General features: G+C 57.6%; 14 protein-coding genes. 9 read left to right on the forward strand and 5 right to left on the reverse strand.

Annotated features, from left to right (window positions below):
• The 5 genes from WA354_RS15085 to modB all read left to right on the forward strand — a co-directional run.
• A partial coding sequence (locus WA354_RS15085) for a M23 family metallopeptidase (protein WP_472813843.1) occupies positions 1-1,227 on the forward strand: 1,227 nt, incomplete at its 5' end.
• Between the two features lie 99 nt (positions 1,228-1,326).
• Entirely contained in the window at positions 1,327-2,703 is a 1,377-nt protein-coding gene (locus WA354_RS15090; RefSeq protein WP_472813844.1) for an alpha-amylase family glycosyl hydrolase, read from the forward strand.
• 9 nt (positions 2,704-2,712) lie between these two features.
• Positions 2,713-4,083: an MFS transporter gene (locus WA354_RS15095; RefSeq protein WP_472813845.1), complete on the forward strand. Its 1,371-nt coding sequence runs from the start codon at positions 2,713-2,715 to the stop codon at positions 4,081-4,083.
• Positions 4,084-4,178: 95 nt separating this feature from the next.
• A complete protein-coding gene (gene modA / locus WA354_RS15100) occupies positions 4,179-5,000 on the forward strand; it encodes a molybdate ABC transporter substrate-binding protein (RefSeq protein WP_472813846.1) in 822 nt (273 codons plus the stop codon).
• Positions 4,997-6,817, forward strand: a complete 1,821-nt coding sequence (gene modB, locus WA354_RS15105; RefSeq protein WP_472813847.1) for a molybdate ABC transporter permease subunit — start codon at positions 4,997-4,999, stop codon at positions 6,815-6,817. Before modA ends, modB begins: the two co-directional genes overlap by 4 nt.
• 69 nt (positions 6,818-6,886) lie before the next feature.
• Here modB and WA354_RS15110 read toward each other — a convergent pair whose 3' ends face one another.
• Positions 6,887-7,276 (reverse strand): GNAT family N-acetyltransferase, encoded by a 390-nt coding sequence (locus WA354_RS15110; RefSeq protein WP_472813848.1) that lies wholly within the window; start codon positions 7,274-7,276, stop codon positions 6,887-6,889.
• Between the two features lie 411 nt (positions 7,277-7,687).
• Here WA354_RS15110 and WA354_RS15115 point away from each other — a divergent pair, with 411 nt between their 5' ends.
• Genes WA354_RS15115 through WA354_RS15125 form a run of 3 tightly spaced genes read left to right on the forward strand, consistent with a single transcriptional unit; the run spans position 7,688 to position 12,880 of the window.
• Positions 7,688-11,059 carry an AAA family ATPase gene (locus tag WA354_RS15115; RefSeq protein ID WP_472813849.1) on the forward strand — a complete coding sequence of 1,124 codons (3,372 nt, stop codon included), beginning with the start codon at positions 7,688-7,690 and terminating at the stop codon, positions 11,057-11,059.
• A gap of 48 nt (positions 11,060-11,107) precedes the next feature.
• On the forward strand, positions 11,108-11,527 hold the full coding sequence (locus tag WA354_RS15120; RefSeq protein WP_472813850.1) for a YybH family protein: 420 nt from the start codon (positions 11,108-11,110) through the stop codon (positions 11,525-11,527).
• A gap of 33 nt (positions 11,528-11,560) precedes the next feature.
• A complete protein-coding gene (locus WA354_RS15125) occupies positions 11,561-12,880 on the forward strand; it encodes a TrpB-like pyridoxal phosphate-dependent enzyme (protein WP_472813851.1) in 1,320 nt (439 codons plus the stop codon).
• Between the two features lie 39 nt (positions 12,881-12,919).
• Here the strand turns inward: WA354_RS15125 and WA354_RS15130 are convergent, their stop codons facing one another.
• The 4 genes from WA354_RS15130 to qhpG all read right to left on the reverse strand — a co-directional run bounded on the left by WA354_RS15130 (position 12,920) and on the right by qhpG (position 19,603).
• Complete coding sequence (locus WA354_RS15130) at positions 12,920-14,290, reverse strand: radical SAM protein (RefSeq protein WP_472813852.1); 1,371 nt, start codon at positions 14,288-14,290, stop codon at positions 12,920-12,922.
• A complete protein-coding gene (locus WA354_RS15135; RefSeq protein WP_472813853.1) occupies positions 14,283-16,646 on the reverse strand; it encodes a hypothetical protein in 2,364 nt (787 codons plus the stop codon). Before WA354_RS15135 ends, WA354_RS15130 begins: the two co-directional genes overlap by 8 nt.
• Positions 16,643-18,073, reverse strand: coding sequence for a ferritin-like domain-containing protein (locus WA354_RS15140; protein WP_472813854.1), 1,431 nt, complete (start codon positions 18,071-18,073; stop codon positions 16,643-16,645). The genes WA354_RS15135 and WA354_RS15140 overlap by 4 nt, the downstream gene beginning before the upstream one ends.
• Before the next feature lie 105 nt (positions 18,074-18,178).
• Positions 18,179-19,603: a flavin-dependent monooxygenase QhpG gene (gene qhpG / locus WA354_RS15145; RefSeq protein ID WP_472813855.1), complete on the reverse strand. Its 1,425-nt coding sequence runs from the start codon at positions 19,601-19,603 to the stop codon at positions 18,179-18,181.
• A gap of 243 nt (positions 19,604-19,846) precedes the next feature.
• On the opposite strand from qhpG, the gene WA354_RS15150 reads away from it, so the two are divergent.
• Positions 19,847-20,156, forward strand: a 310-nt coding sequence (locus tag WA354_RS15150) for a protein kinase domain-containing protein (RefSeq protein ID WP_472813856.1), incomplete at its 3' end; no start/stop codon positions are given.

Genomic DNA, 20,156 nt, shown 5'->3' on the forward strand with positions numbered 1-20,156 from the left:
CATGCAACGAACCCGCGCGGAATCAGCAGCGCTTCCGCGACCATCGAGCAGAACGGCGCCAGCTATTCCGTCTGGCAGATGGCGCAGCCGTCGAAGGCGAAGGAGTCCACCTGGAACTTCACTGCCGGCGTCAAGACCACGCCGCAGCTCAAAGACGGCAAGGCCAGGCTGATCGTCGAGGCGACTTCGAACGGCCTCTTCCACAAGTCCGCCCGCATTGAGCAGGATGTGACCATTGTGACGCAGCCGCCGAGCGTAAGCGTCGACTCGGAGCAGCACTACATCTACATCGGCATGGCCGACGTGGCGACCTTCAATGTGTCGGGCGCCTACACAGCCGCTGGAGTGCGCGTAGGCGACCAGTCGTACCGGGCGTGGCCCATGCCGGGCGGCAAACCGGGCCTGTTTTCACTGTTTGCGTTCGCGTGGAACATGCCGCAAACCACGATCCCGATGGTCTTTGCCTCCAACGGAGCGGGCAACGACGTCACCAGCCCGATCACTGTCGTCTTTCCGAAAAAGGAACAGCCACACTACACCGTCCACGACCTGCAGGTCAGCGACGCCTTCATGCAGAAGGTAGTTGGCGAGCTCGATCCGAACGGCTCCGGTGACATGGTTGCGCGCTTCGTCAAAATCAACAACGAGATGCGCAAGTCAAACAACAAGACCCTTTCCGACCTGCGCTTCAAGACTGCCGATCACTTCCTGTTCACGCAGCCCTTTGCGCGCCAGTCGCACTCGCAGGCCGAGGCCACCTTTGCCGATTTGCGTAACTACATCTACCAGGGCAAGAAGATCGATCAGCAGGTGCACCTTGGCTACGACCTCGCCGTCACCCAGCACGTCGGCGTCGAAGCCTCAAACGATGGCCGCGTTGTCTGGGCTGCTCCGCTGGGCATCTACGGCAATTGCATCGTGGTCGACCACGGCTACGGCCTGCAAACGATTTACGGCCACATGAGCCACTTCGACGTGCACGAAGGCGACATGGTGAAGCGGGGTCAGATCATGGGCCAGAGCGGCATGACCGGCATGGCCGGCGGCGACCACATCCACTTCGCCATGCAGCTCGACGGTGTCCAGATCGACCCCAAGGAATGGTGGGATCCACACTGGATCCAGGACCACATCACGAAGCGTCTCGATGTAGGTATGGCGCCGATGTCTCAGATGGCGGCCGCACCGACGAGAAAGCAAGGTCACCGATCCAAAAAACACAGATAACTGCCTCTCGCGGGGAACCGGTTTTGCGGCTTTTCTTTGGGGAAGCATGTAACGGTCAATATGGCGGCATAACCATCTGGGGTGCTATGCTTTCGCGCTATGAAGTCGAGGCCGTACTTTGCTCTCGCTTGTTTTCTTGCTGCATCACTTGGAGCCGGATTTCAAACCTTTGCCCAGCAGCCTAATCCGGCCGTTGCGTCGTTACAGGCTCGCCCGTCGCCCGAATGGCTCAAGTCGGGAACGATCTACCAGATATTCGTGCGCTCCTTCTCGCCCTCCGGCGATTTGAATGGCGTGACTGCGCGTCTGGACGATCTTCACAAGCTGGGCGTGAATATTCTATGGCTCATGCCGATCCATCCCTACGGGCAGGTGAAGAAGAAGGGTTCTCTCGGAAGTCCATACGCAGTTCGCGATTATTACGCGATCGATCCCGCGCTTGGAACCAAGGACGATCTGCATCGCCTGGTGCAGGAAGCGCATAAGCGGCAGATGAAAGTCATTATCGACATGGTGGCCAATCACACGTCGTGGGACAGCGTGATGATGGCCCATCCCGAGTTCTACAAAAAGGATAAGGAAGGCCACGTCACCTACCCCTACGATTGGACAGACGTGGCCGCGCTCGACTACTCCAATCCGAAGTTGCGCCGCTACATGACCGACGTCCTTCTCTACTGGGTTAAAGACTTCGACCTCGATGGCTATCGCTGCGACGCGGCAGCAGAGGTGCCAACTGATTTCTGGGAGCAGGCGCGCAAAGAGCTTGATCAGGCAAAGCCGGACATCATCATGCTGGCTGAGGCACAAAAGCCCGATCTGCTGCGGAGCGCCTTCGACATTGACTACGCGTGGCCCATGCTTCACACGGTCGACGACATCGAGATGAATGGCGAACCCGCGACCAAGGTCCGCGACACGATCGAGCAGCAGGATGCATTGTTTCCCAGGGGCGCACTGCATATGCGCATGAGCGATGATCACGACGAGTTGCGGGCGACGACGCGCTATGGTTTTCCCGGGGCAATTGCCGCGTCGGCGCTGATGTTCACGCTCAACGGCACTCCCCTGATCTATGACGGCATGGAGGTGGGAGACTCCACACAATCACGCGACCCTGCGCTATTTGAGCCGCAGAAGATCTTCTGGAGTGCGGAAAAGTGGCATCCGGATTATCCAAAATTCTATGCGCTCATGACATCGCTGCGGCGGGAGCACCCGGCACTGCAACAGGGCGCAACCATCTGGTTGCACAACAGCGATGAGCAGCACGTGGTGACTTATCTGCGGCACGCGGCCGGCGAAGAGTTTCTGGTCGCCATCAATTTGTCGAATACTCCGTTCCGTGGAAGCGTGGAAGCCGCCGGGAACTGGAAAGAGATCGAACTTCCAGTCTCAAAACCTGAACCTGAAGCCGTTCCGTTTATCTCGCTGAACGCGTTCGAGGCTCGCATCTTTCAAAAGCAAGCCCAGTAGGAAAAGCTCATGAGCACATCGCAGACTGAACAGGTTGGGGCAAAGACTGTCACCTATTTCCGCAAGCCCGAGCGCAGCTTCTGGCAGATCTGGAACATGAGCTTCGGCTTCCTTGGCATCCAGTTTGGCTGGGGCCTGCAGATGGCCAACATGAGCGCCATCTACGAATACCTCGGCGCGCGTGCCGACCAGATTCCGATCTTCTGGCTGGCCGCTCCTCTCACCGGCCTGTTGATCCAGCCGCTGATTGGCCACGCGAGCGATCACACCTGGGGGCGCCTCGGCCGTCGCCGCCCCTATTTTCTTGCGGGCGCTATTCTCAGTTCGCTCATGCTTCTGTTCATGCCGAATGCATCGGCGCTGTGGATGGCGGCAGGAATGCTCTGGATACTGGATGCTTCCATCAACGTGAGCATGGAGCCATTCCGCGCGTTTGTTGCCGACATTCTTCCGGAAGGCCAACGTACTGCAGGTTTCGCGATGCAGAGCCTGTTCATTGGCCTGGGCGCTTCATTTTCATCGGCACTACCGTACATCCTGACAAACTTCTTCCACATGCAACAGAAGGTTGGGGACACGCGAGCGGTGCCGACCGTCGTGCGCATATCGTTCTACATCGGCGCGGTGGCTTTCATCGGTGCTGTTCTCTGGACGATCGTAACCACCAAGGAATATCCGCCGCAGGATTTGGAGGAGTTCCGGCGCGCCAAGGCAGAGAAGACTGGTCTTGCTGCAAATGCGCGGGAGATTTTTGCAGCTATCGCCGAGATGCCCGACACCATGCGCAAACTCGGTCCCGTGCAATTCTTTACGTGGCTCGGACTCTTCTGCATGTGGCTGTATTTCCCAGTTGCCGTTGCGCACAACGTCTTCGGTGCGAACGACACTAGTTCGCCGCTCTACCAGCAGGGCGTTGAGTGGGGTGGCAACTGCTTCGCCATCTACTCCATCGTCTGTTTCGCCTTCTCGTTTGCGCTGCCGGGCCTCGCCCGCAAACTCGGACGCAAAAACACTCACATCATTTGTCTGGTTTGCGGAGCGCTGGGCCTGATGTCGGTCGCTATCATCCACAATAAGTATGTTCTTCTGCTCACCATGGTGGGCGTAGGAATTGCATGGGCTAGCACTCTGTCGATGCCTTATGCAGTGCTGGCAGCATCGTTGCCGCCTGCGCGGACCGGGGTCTACATGGGAATCTTCAACTTCTTCATCGTTACGCCCGAAATTCTGACGTCACTCTTCTTCGGTTGGATCATGATCCATCTCCTGCACAACAACCGCATCTACGCCATCATTGCCGGCGGAGTCTTCATGCTCATCGCCGCTCTGCTGATGCAGCGCGTGCGAGACCCACAAACGTTGAGCGTGCAAGACGTGTAGCGGCGCTCTGCGCGCCGTTACGGTTCTTCGCGTTTCAAGAATCTTGCCTTACATCCTGCCGGCAAGCGGGTGAATGGGAGATCATGACACCGGAATTGAGATCAGCGAAGGAGAAGACCCGGGCAGTGCGAGTGGCGGGAAGGCGTGATGCTTGTGGCCACATCTTCGCGCTTCTGATCCTGTGTCCTCTGGTAATGACGCTCAGCGGTTGTCACGACAACAAGCGTGTCAGTCTCACCATCTCTGCGGCGGCGAGTCTGCAAGAGACGCTTGAGGAAGTTGAAACGCTTTATCGATTCGGCCACACCAAAGTGGACTTTCGGAACAACTTCGGATCCTCCGGAACCTTGGCGCGAGAAATTGAAGAAGGAGCGCCCGTGGACGCATTTATTTCGGCCGCTGCCAAACCGATGGATGACCTGGAGGGAAAGGGTTTGATCGTGACCGGAACGCGAGCGAATCTCCTGCACAACTCGCTTGTACTGATTGCACCTCTTGGTTCTACGTTGCAGGGATTTGCTGGACTCGGGGATCGATCGACTCGCCTGATTGCAATCGGAGATCCGGCAAGCGTGCCGGCAGGCCAGTACGCGCAGCAAACGCTGAACGCGCTTCATTTGTATGACCAGGTGAAAGGGAAACTCGTCCTCGGTAAGGATGTTCGCCAGGTGCTCACGTACGTTGAAACAGGAAATGCAGATGCCGGCTTTGTGTATGCAACCGATGCACAAATCTCGCGGCTGGTCCGCGTGGTTGCGATCGCGCCGGAGTCCGCGCATGAACCGATTGTCTACCCGGCGGCGGTCGTGAAGACCAGCGAAAATCCGGAAGAGGCGCGCAGTTTCGTTGAGTTTCTGGGCACTCCTGAGGCCAAGGGGATCTTCACCAAGCACGGATATACACTGGCTTCACAGTGATTCTGCCAGCCGACGCATCGCCGCTTATTATCTCAGTGGCCACGACCTGCGCTGCAACTGCGGCCACGTTCTTTCTGGGGATGATTGCTGCGCGAATGATGTATCGCGTGCGAGGCGGTTTTCGTGCGTGGATCGACGGCATTCTCACGCTCCCCCTGGTGCTTCCACCGACGGTTGTCGGTTTCTTTCTTCTTCTGATCTTCGGACGCCGGAGCCTCATCGGTCGTGGACTTGAGCACGTGGGCGTAACGATTGCATTCTCGTGGCCGGCGACCGTGATTGCGGCCACCGTAATTGCATTTCCCCTGATGTATCGCACCACGCTCGGCGCGTTTGACCAGGTGAACCCAACGTTGCTGGAAGCGGCACGCACATTGGGTGCCAGTGAGTGGGTCGTATTCCGCCGCGTGCTATTGCCTTTGGCGGGCCCGGGGGTGATCGCCGGAACCGTCCTCGCCTTTGCGCGTTCGCTGGGGGAGTTTGGCGCGACATTGATGCTCGCCGGAAACATTCCGGGGCGTACGCAAACGATGCCAATTGCGATTTTCTCCGCGGTAGAGGGTGGTGACATGAATGCGGCCCTGCTGTGGGTCGTGTTGATCGTGGTCGTCTCGCTGGCGATTATCCGGCTTCTCAATGTAGAGAAAAGGAGCCGCATTATGGCGCGGGCCGAGCCGGATTTGTCGAGGTCAGAATTTTCTGGGCAATTTCCCGTAGCGGTTGTGTCCTCTCGAGAAAATGGGTCCGCTGTCAAATTGGACGTGGACCTGGAGCGGACACTGGAGAACTTTACGCTGCGCATTGCGCTTGGTGCGCGCAACGGAGCAGTCGGATTGCTCGGACCGTCGGGCTCAGGAAAATCGATGACGCTGCGAATGATCGCGGGCGTATCGACGCCTGATCGAGGACGCATCGTTCTCAACGGGCGTGTGCTCTTCGACAGCGCGGCGGGCCGCAATATTCCGGCAGCGAGCAGGCGGATCGGTGTCGTCTTTCAGGATTACGCCCTGTTTCCGCATTTAACGGTGGCGGACAATGTTGGTTTTGGACTCGCTCGCATGACAAAGGATGAGAGGCGCGCACGCATCTGGAACCAGCTTGAGTCCATGGGAATCGCTGAGCTTGCGCATCGGTACCCGCGGCAAATCTCAGGGGGCCAGCGGCAACGCGTAGCGATTGCACGATGCATGGCCATGGAGCCGGATGCGCTGTTACTCGACGAGCCTTTCGCAGCGCTCGATCCACATCTGCGCAGACGAACGGAAGAGCAGCTTCGTGCAACCCTTGCAGGTTTCAATGGACCGGTAGTATTTGTCACGCACGATATGGAGGAAGCCTTCCGATTCTGCCCAGAGTTGCAGGTTCTGGATAGCGGTCGGGTGATTGCAAGCGGGCCGAAGCAAGAACTTTTCGAACGCCCGCGCACTGTGGCGGCAGCACGGCTGACCGGATGCAAGAATATTGTGGCCGCGTGCCGTGTCGGCAACGATTGTGTAGAAGTAGCGGCGTGGCAGTGCCGGCTGCAAGCAGCGCCGGAGGTCCCCGAGGCTTTGACGCATGTGGGATTTCGCTCGCACCAGTTGGCGTTTCAAAGGCCTGCGGATACGAAAAACACCTTTCCCTGCTGGCTGGTGACAACGAGCGAGGCACCGCATGAAATGACGCTCTATCTCAGGCTGCACTCTGCGCCCTCGTCGGGGCAGCCGCCGCATTTGCAGGCAGACGTCTCGAAGGAAGTGTGGCGCGACCTCTCAAAGCGTCCGCAGCCGTGGCACATCACGCTCGATCCTACGCGGTTGCTGCTGCTTGAAGAATGAGGCTGATTTGCTACGGCTCTCTTTGCCGTTTGCATCTCGTTGCCTTGAATTCAGGACGGCAATCAATGCTCAGCGCTTGATAAAACAGCGGCTCACCAAGATACCCTGACATCCTGGATACTCTGGAATCTGCGAATACCCTTCCGACTCATACAAGCCGATTGCACCTGCGTTATCACATCCCGTCTCTAACACAGTGGAGAAAAATCCACGGCGATGAGCCTCTTCTTCCAGATGCCTGAGGATCCGGCGTGCCCATCCGCGTCTTCTCATATCTGGCCGCACAAACATGCGCTTAATCTCGGCGCACTTTTCGTCGACCGGTCTAAAGCCACCGCACCCAATGGTCTGTTCACCTTGCTGAGCGACAACGAAATATCCGCCGGCTTTCTCGAATTCGGCCTCGTCGATTCCAAGGATCACGGAGTCGGGATAGAGCGAAGAAATCTCGGCATCCAATTCGCGCATCATTGCACAAGCGCCCTCATCGGAAGGTCTAACCGCGACAATTACCATGCCTGAGACCTCTCGACCCTGGGAAAGCTGGTTGTTGGATCGTACGCGGTGCGCCTCAAATGAGCACGATACAGTTGGTGGAAAAGTTTATTACTCTTCACAACACATCAGCAAGGTTGATTTCTTTTCCACCGAAAAAACTTACTTGACGGAAACAGGAAACAAGGCCCCTACTGAATGGGACAGAAAGTCATGTTCGCCACCTGTGTGGTTGTGTGTAAAGATGGGCTTAGCCCCCAACTTTGCGAATCCAGCCGCCGGTCCGTCCCCTAGCGAGTTGGCAGGATCACTTCATAATCTATTCTGTCCTTTGCAGGCAGAGGCATGCTCGGCGATAAACCGAAAGGAGCAGAGATGGTCGAATCCCTCGGCGAGTGGCTAAGCGCGAACGGCCTCTCGGAGTTTGAGAACATTTTCGTCGAGAACCAGGTTGACCTGAAGACGCTGCTCATCCTGACAGAATCGGACCTCAAAGAACTTGGTCTCGCATTTGGTCCGCGCAAGCGGATACTCCATCTGATCGATGGGTTGAAAAGTCAGAGTGTGGAGCGACCCAGCTCGGCGACCGCAAAGGCTTTGTCTCTCGGCGAACGACGGCAACTGACGGTCATGTTTTGTGACCTGGTGGGATCGACAGCGCTCTCCACCATTCTTGATCCCGAAGAGCTGAATGGATTGATCAGGAGCTACCGAGGAGCTTGCGGGGCGGTTGTCTCGCGGTACGAGGGGCATGTGGCCCAGTACCTGGGCGATGGAATCCTCGCATATTTTGGCTGGCCCGTTGCGTTCGAGGACGCAGCAGAACGCGCTGTCCGCTCCGCGCTCGAAATCATCGACGCCGTCAAAGCCTTGCCTTCTGCCAGGCCGCTTGAGGTCCGCATTGGCCTCGCGACAGGGCCTGTGGTTGTTGGTGAAGATTCCCCAGAAGGCGGTGGGGAAGCCGGCCTTGCAGTCGGTGAAACCCCAAACCTGGCGGCTCGCCTGCTTGCGCTGGCCAACCCCGGCGAAATTGTGATTGCGGATGTGACCAGGCGCCTCCTGGGCAACGCTTTCTCTCTAACTGATCTGGGCGGTCACGCCCTCAAGGGTATTGAACAGCCCGTCCAGGCGTGGCGTTTAGACGAGGCACGGCGCGCGGAAGGACGCTTCAAAGCTGCCCATGCCGGAACCGCAATTGCGCCTCTCGTGGGCCGCGAAGATGAGGCTGGCCTCCTCGAACGCTGCTGGGAGATCGCGCGTACAGGCTCGGGCCAGGTTGTACAAATTGGCGGACAGGCGGGCATCGGTAAATCGCGGCTGACCCAGGGGCTGCGAGAAAGAATTTCAGATCCGCATAAGGCTCTGCACTATCAGTGCTCACCGTTTCATCTCAATTCGCCGTTGTACCCATTTATTGAGGAACTGGAGGAATCAGCCGGTTTCGCCCGTGAAGATGCGCCTGAGCAAAGGTTTGAAAAGCTGGAGGCTGCACTCGCTGATCTGGTGCCGCAGGTGGAAGACGCACTGCCGCTCTTCGCGGCGTTGCTCTCGCTCCCGGCAGGGCGGTATGCGCCGCTGCAACTCTCTCCTCAAAAGCAGAAAGAGAAGACGCTGGAAGCTCTCGTCGCTCGGGTTCGCACGTTAGCAGTCCGCAGCCCGATGATCATCGTCCTTGAAGACATTCACTGGATCGACCCTACCAGCCAGGATCTGCTTGAGATGCTTGTTCCTATTGTGAACAGTATTCCTGTGCTGCTGGTGATGACCTATCGGCCGGAGTATGAGCCACCTTGGAACGGGGTCCATCTGAATACCATCACGTTGAACCGTCTCAGTCGTGAGCAAGGTGCCGTGCTGGTGGAGAGCGTTACTCGGGGCAAGGCGCTGCCGGCTGAAGTGCTGGATGAAGTGTTGGCTCGTACCGACGGAATTCCGTTGTTTGTTGAGGAATTGACGCGGTCTGTCCTGGAGTCTGGACTGCTGCGGGACGAGGGCGATCATTACGTGCTGCAAGGGCCGCTGTCCGCACTGGCCATTCCGGTCTCCCTGCGAGACTCACTCATGGCGCGTCTCGATCGGCTCGGGAAAGTGAAGGAGCTGGCGCAGATTGGCGCATGCATCGGGCGGGAGTTTTCCTTTGAGTTGCTGCAGCCGGTCTCATCTCTTCACACGGATGTCCTGGAGCAGGAATTGGAAAAACTAGTCGATGCCGGGCTGGTGTCGCGGAACGGCATGACGCCCAATTCGATCTATGTGTTCAAGCATGCCCTGGTACAGGACGCGGCGTATGAATCGTTGCTTCGGAGCCGGCGGAGCGAACTCCACTCGAAGATCGCGGATGTTCTGGAGAATCAGTTTGCAGACCGAGTAATCAACACGCCGGAGTGGCTTGCTCACCACCACACACAAGCTGGACATCTGACGAAGGCGATTCCGCTCTGGCAGAGAGCCGGGAGGTTGGCGGTGAGCCGGGTGGCACTGAAGGAGGCCGTGGCTCACTTCACCAAGGGGCTGGGCTTGATCGATCAGCTTGCCCCATCTCAGGACCGAGACAGCCTGGAGTTGACTATCCGCGAGCCGCTCAACGCTGCGTGGACGGGACTGCGTGGATGGGCCGCTCCCGAGGTTGGCGAGAACGCGATGGCGATTCTGCGCCTCGCGGAGAGTCGCGGAAATCAAAGGAATCTGGCTCTGGCGCTTTGGTGGGTGTGGACGAACACGATCACGCAGGGTCGCATTGGCGATTCACAGTTGTGGGCGGACCGCCTTCTCGCCGAAGGCCACGTAGCAACTGAAAACGATCTGAAATGCTTCGGCCATCTCACGGCCATGGTCCAGTACATGTTGAAAGGCCGGGTCGGCGAGTCTCGACAGCAGGCGGACCTTGCCCTGTCGCTGTACGATCCGGGCAGCGCAGATCAGTGGATCCAGGTGACGGGGCAAGATTTGCGTACGTTTGTCGAAGAGTATGCCTGCCAGTTGATTTGGGTCATGGGATTTCCAGATCAAGCGGCAAAACTCAGTAACGAATGCGTGGCAAGGGCCCGTGGCGAGGGCCACGCCTTCAACCTTGTATCCGCGTTGACATTCAGTGCATATGTCTTCGCATACCGGCGCGAACCCGACCGCCTGCTCGAACGATTGGCCGAGGCCGACCAACTTGCTCGGGAGCAAGGCTTGACTTTCATCCACGAAGTCTCTGTGCCCCAGGCCAGAGGGGTCGCCGCAATGCAAAATCAACAGCCGGCCGAAGCCATTGCTTTGCTCCGTCAGGGGATCGAACGCTGGACAAAAACGGGTGGCAACGTGCGTATCCCACTACTCAAGTCAGCATTGGCCATAGCAGTTGAGCTTGAGGGCAATACGAGCACGGCTCTCAAACTAGTTGATGAGTGCGTCGAGCAGATTGAGCGGCCATCCGGACAGGAGCGTCTCTGGCTGGCGGAAGTGTTGCGCTGCAAGGGTTGGATCCTGATGCGCGCTGGCCGTGACCAGGAGGCCGAGGCGATTCTGCGAGCTTCCATTGACTGCGCGCGTCAACAGCAGGCTCGTTCCTGGGAACTGCGTAGTTCCACCACCCTGGCGACTCTATTGCTCAGCCGCGGCCAACGCGACGAGGCACGCAGCCTCCTCACTCCAATCTGCGCGTGGTTTACCGAAGGCGCGGAAACGCCAGACTTGGTTGAGGCCATGGAGTTACTGCAAAGCCTGACGCCTCATACATTCGCAGAATCAGAACGCAGTTGACGAGGACCGCTGTAGTATCTTCAGTCACAACCCCTAAGGAGAATAAGAATGGCGACGAAGAAGGTTTCCCCCGGCAAATCGAAGTCGAAACTGGATCCAGGCCTGTTGCGCGCTCACAAGGCGTACGAAGCCGCGATCAATTCCAACGAGACGGATCGCGTGATGGCGATGTACGACAAGGATGCTGAGATCCTTCAGCCGGGCGGGCCACTCGTAACTGGCCGAAGGAACATTCGCAAGTGGGTGAACGATTATTTTACGGAATGCAAAACTCACTGGAAGAAAGTGCCGCTGAAGAATTTTGTCATGGGCGAGTATGGATTCGACGAGGGGATCGATACCGCCGTGGATATTTCGAAAAAGGACGGGAAGATCACTCGCTCAAATTGCAAAGGCATCCTCATCTATAAGAAGCAGAAGAATGGCGAGTGGCTGATCTTCCGCGACATCTGGAACGATAACAAGTAACTGGAACAGAGCAAAGGAACTGGTGATCAATCGGTGAGCGACAACGTACAGTTTCTTCTTTCGGCAGATGAAATGCCGAAGTCCTGGTACAACCTTCTGGCGGATTTCCCGGAGCAGTTGCCCCCTCCACTGCATCCGGGAACCCGTGAGCCAGTTACCCCTGACTTGATGTTCGCGCTTTTCCCGGAGGCGATCGTAGCTCAGGAGATGAGCCCCGAGCGGACGATCGACATTCCGCAGGAAGTTCGCGACGTCTATTCGCTCTATCGCCCGACGCCCCTGATTCGAGCCGTGCGCCTTGAAAAAGCGCTGCAGACGCCGGCGCACATCTACTACAAGTACGAGGGAGTAAGCCCAGCCGGCAGCCACAAGCCGAACACCGCAATTCCGCAGGCTTTCTATAACAAGATCGCCGGCACAAAGTGTCTGGCTTCTGAAACGGGCGCGGGACAGTGGGGTTCTTCCCTGGCATTTGCATGTTCCGTCTTTGGCCTGGAGTGCACCATTTTCATGGTCAAGGTTAGCTTTGACCAGAAGCCATACCGTAAGCTCCTCATTCAGACATATGGCGCAACGGTGCATGGCAGTCCAAGCACTCAAACCGAGTTTGGCCGCAAGGTGCTGGCCGAGGATCCAAATAGCTCCGGCAGCCTGGGCATTGCCATCTCCGAGGCTATCGAGCACACGGTGAAAACTCCAGGCACAAAGTACTCACTGGGCAGTGTGCTCAACCATGTGTGTCTGCATCAGTCCATCATCGGCCAGGAAGCCATCAAACAGATGGAGATGGCCGGCGAAGCTCCCGACATTATCATCGGCTGCGCGGGGGGAGGCAGCAATTTTGCAGGCCTCGCGTTCCCTTTTATCGCGGGAAAGATCAAGTCTGGCAAGAGCTATCGCATCATTGCTGCCGAACCTGCTTCCTGCCCTTCCCTCACCGAGGGCGAGTTGCGCTACGACTTCGGCGACACGGCACAGTTAACGCCCCTCTTGTTGATGCACACTCTTGGTCACGACTTCATGCCACCGGTGATCCATGCAGGTGGCCTTCGCTATCACGGCATGTCGCCCATGGTCAGCCATTGCAAAAAGCTGGGACTCATTGACGCGGTTGCCGTGCCGCAAATGAAGGTATTCCAATCAGGAATTCAGTTTGCGCGAACGGAAGGCATCGTACCGGCACCCGAATCTGCACATGCAATCGCGGCGGCAATCGATGAAGCCATCCGCTGCCGTGAAGAAAACCGCAAGCAAGTCATCGTCTTCAACCTGAGCGGCAATGGGTTGCTGGATCTGGCTGCCTACGATACTTATCTTTCCGGGAAGATGCACGAAACGGGCGCGGACATCTAAAACGGCAAAGTGACTGGCAGCAGCCAGCTTCGTACGCGCTCAGGCACGACTGGTGCTCGACGCGTACGAGGTGCTGGGAAGTCCGTCAGCCGCACCTCGCGGCAACCTCACCCACGCTTCGAGGCAGTAATGCAACCAGCCGCGTATGTAGTCGCAGGCTGGCCGGCCGCGGTGAATTACTTCGTGATGGCAGCCCCCGCCGCACAAATAACGTGCCCAGCAACTCCGGCATGGTTCCTGACGGTGTACATGACGCTCCGTGAGCCACTCCGCTTGCCGCTTTCGATCGATACCATCGTTCAACGTGCCCATGGCGCCGGCTTCGTCCCCGACGAAGCGATGACACGCTGACAACTCGCCATCGGCTGAGACACCCAGGTACCCGGCCCCTGCGCCGCAAGGGTAGGGTCGATGCGTCCCGCGCTGGATTTCGCGCATTGCGTTAGTCATATTCGCGAAGGGATAGCGTTCCCCATTGAGTGTGCGCCGCTCGAACTCCCTCCCGCAGTCAATCATTTCGCCGAGCATGGTTTCGAGATCTTCACGCTGCATCTCGCCGTTGCCGCTCGGTGAGCTCAGCATTGGCGAAAATCCAACGCTGTGGAAACCAAGTTCGATGAACTCGTCGAGTGTGCGGCGCAACTCGAGGTTGGCGGGCGTAACCGTCACCCGGGCCGATACCTGCATGCGACGCTGAAGCGCAAGCAACGGCCGAATCCGCTGAAGAATCGCATCAAAGCTCCCGTTGCCACTCTTGAATGGCCGCAGCAGGTTGTGGGCTTCCCGTGGTCCGTCCAGGCTGATTGTCACCGCGAAGCCGTGCGCTTCAAAGAACTCCGCATCCGCCTCCGTCAGCAATGTTCCGTTGGTTGTGATGGAGAAGGTGATGGGATTTTCGCGACGCTCGGCCAACTCCGCAGCGTAGCGAGTTGCTACCTGAAGAACAGCGCGGTTGACCAGGGGTTCGCCACCGAGGAAGGCGAGGTTGAGCTTTGCGCCCTTCGCAGCACCGCTCACGAGGAGTTCGACGGCTCGCGTTGCTTCCGCAAGGGGCATGTTCTTCCCTGCCCCACCAAATTCGCCCTGTTGCGCATAACAGTACGTACAACCCAAATTACACTTCTGCGCGATCGCAAGGGAGAGAGCGTGAATCGCGGGATTCGAAAGTGCCTCATCACTTATGAGTGGACTTCCCCCGAGTCCAACCTTGTCGAGGAGAGAAGAAATCGCCTCGGAATTGCCGTCTTGAATCGCCGACTCAAAGCTTGAGTACAGGCTCAATCCCGCTGCGAACAGACGGCTCCCATCGGCGACAAAGAGATTGCCACCGCGAGCTGTCTCAATCAGATGAACCTGCGGCACACGCGGAGCGGATGCCTCCATGTACCGCCTTGCCTCGGCGTTACCCACTCGTCACCTTCGGCACTGGCCGGGCCTTCGCTTCAGTGGTAGGTTCCTCCATATAATCTTTGCCGCCCACCTGGAATCTGAGCCAGCGTTCCCACTCCAGAAACAGCTCATCGTAAAGCACCAGCCGCGAATCCACATAGTCGTCTGGCACATACATCCCGGTGCGCTCAACCTGAAACCAGTTATCGCCTTTGCTCAGGCCGTTGCCCGCTGGCTCCACATTAATGAAGTCCGGACGCGCGGAGGCCCAGTAGTAACACGAACACTCCCGGTAGTCGTTCTGCCAAGGAGAGCAAAGTCCCTGCGTAAGCTCGCCCGCGCTGGCAAGCGCCTTTGAAATAACGGCTGTGCCGTTGTCAAAAAACTTTCGAACTTTGAGCTTCACGGTGACGTAGTTCTTTGGTTTCTCATGGATCTCCTGCATCATTTCCTTTTGTGCTGATGGCAGATGCTTGGTGAAATCGCAATAGACGTCTCTTCCCTGACGTCCTCTCAAGACGGCGGCCAGCGCGTTGGACCATTCCACGGCTGCAATCCCGTGCGGATTAAGCTGCGTTGTCAACCGGATCTCCCCCTCGGGATCCGAAGAGGCTGGGCCCTTGATCGGAGTAAACATAAGAAAGCTGGGGACCAAGCCGTGCTGGGAAAACCGGACTCGCAGCAACTGTCGCCCTACCAGCGCCCTGATGGCCGGGTTTGTAACACCTGGATCCACATCCATTACCAGATTGTCGTATTCCCGCAGGACGATTCCCTTGAACATCCGCCGCCACACCGCCCTGAAATCCACTTCCAGACCAGGACAGCAGTTGGCCACGGAGGTCACTGGGCGAGAACTAATGGGATTTCCGATCGCCTCATGGTGCAGTTGCGCCGTCAGATTAAGAGCCGTGAGAGATTCGGGCTCGGGTTCCGGCTCCTTTACTCCGATATGAAATGGCGCTTCCAGGGCTACCCGCCGGATCGTGTCAATTTGCCGGTAGGTGAGCGCGAGATAATTGTTGTCGGCGCCGCACATAAGCGCCGGCATTTTTCTCCTGCCTCGATCGGTGAAGTCCGCGACTTCGTCCGGACGCCGCAGCAACTTCAGGAACCATGGCGCAGCGCCACCGCGCAATGCGGCAAAAACCTGCTCATGAAGCGTCATGATGCCGATGGTATCCACGGTACCAGGAGCCATCACGGGGCGAATGGCACGCTCCGTGTCGGCGGCTTCTTCTTCCGGCATTGAATCCAGAGAAAGCGAGGAGCGGCCGTTGATGTTGTTGCCATTCATCACTGCCACGTTCATAAATCGCACGGTCTCGTAGGCGCGCCGAATGATATCCAGCGCGCGGTTTCGAGTCACTTCATACGGTTCCGACGGCACCTCAGGTCCAAAGATCACCTGATCGAGATCATCGGCCAGGGAACGAATGAACAACGAGTCAGGAACCACCGCCGGAGGCGCCGAACAAATTCGGGCTGTTGCGGTCAGGCGTTTGCCCCCGGGCAAACTGAGCCGGACTTTCACAAACCCATCGCATGCGTCGTCTAAATAGCCGCGGCTGACCGCGATATTGTTGTTCAGCCAGCTTGGAGCTGGTGGTTCTATCGCATAAAGCGACGGCGGCACCGTCTGGTTTTTGACCTTATCCGGATTTTTCCCGAACTTCACCCAGTCCTTCGATGCATCGTAGATAGCTCGCTCGGGAGGGATTACCGGATCCGGTTCGTGGGTAACCGGGTCGCTCGCACGATGCGGACCGTAGATCAATCCCTGCGCCGGAGTAAACCGGAGCCGAATCTCTCCAAATCGATCGTTCGGACAGATGAAGCGCGCATGCCCAAAGTCGATGTAACCGCCCCGCACAAAATTCTTGCAAGTACCCTTCAGCAGATGTTTCTCGTGGTCTGAAAACCAGCCGGTATCCGCCGCCACCGCGTCATCGGGGTTTCCTGTCCGGCGCATAACCTTGCGGTTGGCCACGGAGACTCTCCACTCAATCTTGGCGCGGCTTACACCCAGCTTTTTCAGAAGCGCCCGATCAAGCTGCACAAGCTTTTCCGAATCTTCGTTCTTCTTCTGCGGACCTTTTTTCTTCGGCGGGCTCTCCAGCACTGCAAAGACTTCCAGGAAGGGCGCAACCGGCCGGATCTTGCCGTCAATCTTGAATGCGATTGTCCTGGGAACGGTACTTCTCTTGATCCCCCCGGTCTTTTCATCCACCTTCAGGGTTTTCGCAGGAACAATTCTGCGATAACCCAATGGCTGTTTGGGATCGTCGTCGATGGTGTAGCTGTCCTGAGGTTCCTTCGCCGAGCCCAGCCGTCCAATGGCAAACGGCGGCAGAATTCGCAATTCGCGGATCTTCATGCGCTATACCTCGTCGTGGAGTTCAATCCGGCAAGAATCTGGTCGATCCAGATTTCGGTCTGCGCATCAAGGGCAAGCAGCGTATCAATATAGGCCCGCTCATCCGGAGTCGGATCGGCCTTCAGGATCTCGGTGCACGCATCTCGTGCGGCAAGGAGACCATCCCGATGCATGCACCAGCAATCGATATCGCCTACCGGAATTCGCATATTCGATGGCAATTCAAAGGGCGGCCCCGCAGTCAGTCGGTCCTTGGGGTCCCTATCCGCCTTGGCATCGTCTTCGGTTAATGGCATCTGAAACAGTCTGCCCGAGAGCGCCTTCAGTTGATACATCTCTCCGAATATTCTGTGCATCAGCATGGCGCGCACATTTGGCGAGTTTGGGGCCCCTGCCGCTTTAATCTGAAACGTGTGCGCCAGGTACCGGAACAACATCCAGTAGCGCGCATTGGACAATACCGCCCAGCTACGGCTCCGCTTACAGGAAATATAAGTATGCTGCGTGGCGGAGTGTGGATTATCGTTGGTGCTCGGATTGATCGGCGCTCGGGCTGCCGGACTCCAGCTATCGCTTTGGATCTCTTTGAACTCTTTGTAGATCTTGATAAAGCGGCGGAAGTGCGTCCACACCAATGAGTCCTTTATGTCCTCCTTTCCTTCCCCCTGCAGGCTCACTTGCTTTAATGCCGCGAGGGCTTCGGTGCGTGTAGCGACCTGGAAGACAAGAACATGGGAATCGAACTGTGCCTTCGGCTGTACTCTGACCCGCGCCTCGAGATTGCCTGCCGCATCAAGCGGCCGCGGATCCGGTTTGTAGCCGCGGCCCCATTGGTCCCACGAGGCCTGTAGCGAATAGGTCTCCGGATGAAGCGCGCTCTCTGGAATCCGTTTTGAATCGGCTAGCAGGTCCATGACCTGTCGGTAGATTTCGGCCACGGGATGTACCGGCGGGGAATTCTTGTCGAGGTGTTTTTTCACCAGTTCCTCGATCTCCTTCCGCTCGGCAAACGTCTCGCTCTCCGGCATCTCGGCATTGACGTAACAGGCAAGCGAGCCCATGCAGAACGGCTCAATATTGAACCACTCGATGGACCAGGGAAATTGATCGCGAGACAGGCTGAAACCTGCTCCCAGGAACGTGAGAACGTTCTGCACAGTCAGCAGGTGGCCCATTTCCTCGCGAGCAACTGCGAGTATCGAATCCTGCCATTCCTTCACCTTGCGGTGGTATTTCGTCGGCACCTGCGGGCCGCCAAGTGAATACGCGGCATAAAGATACTGCACCATGAGCGCATGTTCCATCGTGGCGCCAAGGTGCAGCAGCCATATCAACTGATCGTGCCAGGTCATTTCCGGCCGCTTTTCAAAAGGATCTAGCGGAATACCGGTGGAGCGATCCGACACCGGCTTCTTTTGAGATGACATCCAATTCCCTCCCGGAATCTCAGCAAAAACTATGATGCGCACCAACAACACACGACCCTCATTCGCTAGTATCGCTTGAGTGTTGGCAAGTGAACTGAACGCAAACTATACACGAAAACTTGCGATTTGGTGCTTCAGTCGATGCGCCTTTCCATCACGTGCGCGAATTAACAGGCCATTGTTTATCAGCCAACCCGTCAGGGCCAGGCCAGTTCTGATGGGAACTAGATCTGACCAAAGCAGCGCGATCTCCATCGGCTTCATGCCCACTCGGAGCCTGCGAACCAGCGGCGGCATCTCCGAGCCTCCAACGTAGGTGACCGGCCCATCAAGAGCAGGATGCTGCAATGCGGTTTTCAGGGTCACATACTCGCCGTCAATGCAGGGCGATTCCACAAGCTTGAGATCCAGCGACAGCGTTAACTGCTCGTCCGCAAAGTCATCGGCGTTCAATGTTGAAACAGGCTCAGGGGGCGTATCGACAGACGAGCGCCGCCGCCAAAACTCAGCGTTGCGTGTCGCGGCCGCTGCGCCGTAATATTCGCCTGCCCAGCGGCGGTGGCGTTCCGAGGCGTCCCTGAGACTCGATCGATAAAACTCAATGGCTGCGCCGCGTGATTCCTGCCTTCGCAGCAATGTATTCACCACTACCGAGCCCGAGAGCGCGGTCTGGATGGCCTTCTGCACTCCGCTTGACGAGAGTGGATCGATGGAGAGTGCCGCATCGCCAACCTTGATGCTGTGATCGGTGACGCTTTCCTCATCTATATATGGTGTCGCATCGGCGGCCTGAAATTGCGCGACCAAGTGGATGTCCCGGCATCCCTCCAGAAGACCGGATCGGGCCACCATCTCTTGAACTCTGTCGGTGGCATAAGTTCGAGGATCTACGAAGACCAATGTGTTGTAAGTGCCGTCCGGAATCGGAACTCCCCAATACCAGGCGTCGGAACCAGCCTCGATGCGGGGTCGCCTGGGGAGATCGGAACCTTGCCAGTAAGCGTAAAAAGCGGTTGTTCGCGCACCGGTCCGGCGCTTTCGGCCGCCTGTGGCAAATGTCCGGCCGCTCGCGTCCGCGAGAAATCGGGCGGTGATGTGGATTGTTTCTCCACCTCGGTCCACCGTAATTCGCCAACCTTCTGGGAACGGACTGCAATCCCGGGCAACCGCCGGTTGTAACACCTGGACGCCAGCCGACCTGGCGTGTTCGAGAAGCAGAGCGTCGAATCTCCCTCGATTCACAAGCGTGCCCCGGCTTTCTGGACCGATTCGTTCTCGCAGCCCATCGTCCCAATTCACCAGGACAGACTCAACGGCCAACGCGCCAGCTTTCTCCAGGACATCCCCAGCGCCGATTGACTCCAGCAGCGTACGCACTCCCGGTGTCAAGGATTCACCAAGATGTCTTCTGGGAAACTCCGCTCGCTCGATAAGCACAACGCTATTGCCCAGGGCGGAAAGTTGTGCGGCAAGCGCACTGCCCGCGGGCCCGCCCCCGATCACGCACACGTCCGTTTGCAAGGCTTTCACAATGGCCTTGAAGCCGAAAGGTTCATTCTGTATAGACGGGACATGGGAAGCTTCAGCGTAGGGTAACAGAATTGCCGAACCGCGCATACAACTGGCTTCCTGCGTTCCCATCTCCGTGAAAGCAGTGGCCGTGTTTCGTCCGACAGTTGATAGATACTAGAGCAGAGCTTTGCGGTTGTAAGCTTGAGATATGCCAGCCTGAACGCTATCCGCACAACGCGGATGAAGGGAGTTCCAGCTCGGATGCCAACCCCGCCTCGCGATACACAGTTTCCTCCTGTTGCTGCTGCTGACGATCCCAAAGATGGGGGATTCGTTGAACAGATCGGCATGAGCGGAGCGCGGCTGTCCATCGGGGCACTCCTGGGGCCTTACCGGATTGACGAGCATATTGGATCCGGAGGCATGGGAGTCGTCTACAAGGCGCGCGACACCCGCCTTGAACGGAATGTCGCCATCAAGGTCATTCCTGCAAGGATTTCCAGCCCTGTACTTGAGGCGGCTCTGCTGCGCGAGGCGCAGTTGACCTCATCGCTCAGTCATCCCGGCATCG

This window comes from Occallatibacter sp. (genome assembly GCF_049802275.1).
In the GTDB taxonomy this organism is placed as follows: domain Bacteria; phylum Acidobacteriota; class Terriglobia; order Terriglobales; family Acidobacteriaceae; genus Telmatobacter.

Excerpts from the sequence above, each read along its gene's own strand:
- WA354_RS15090 (WP_472813844.1), top strand. The coding sequence starts at position 1,327 with ATGAAGTCGAGGCCGTACTTTGCTCTCGCTTGTTTTCTTGCTGCATCA.
- WA354_RS15095 (WP_472813845.1), top strand. The coding sequence starts at position 2,713 with ATGAGCACATCGCAGACTGAACAGGTTGGGGCAAAGACTGTCACCTAT.
- WA354_RS15115 (WP_472813849.1), top strand. The coding sequence starts at position 7,688 with ATGGTCGAATCCCTCGGCGAGTGGCTAAGCGCGAACGGCCTCTCGGAG.
- WA354_RS15120 (WP_472813850.1), top strand. The coding sequence starts at position 11,108 with ATGGCGACGAAGAAGGTTTCCCCCGGCAAATCGAAGTCGAAACTGGAT.
- WA354_RS15135 (WP_472813853.1), bottom strand. The coding sequence starts at position 16,646 with ATGAAGATCCGCGAATTGCGAATTCTGCCGCCGTTTGCCATTGGACGG.
- WA354_RS15140 (WP_472813854.1), bottom strand. The coding sequence starts at position 18,073 with ATGTCATCTCAAAAGAAGCCGGTGTCGGATCGCTCCACCGGTATTCCG.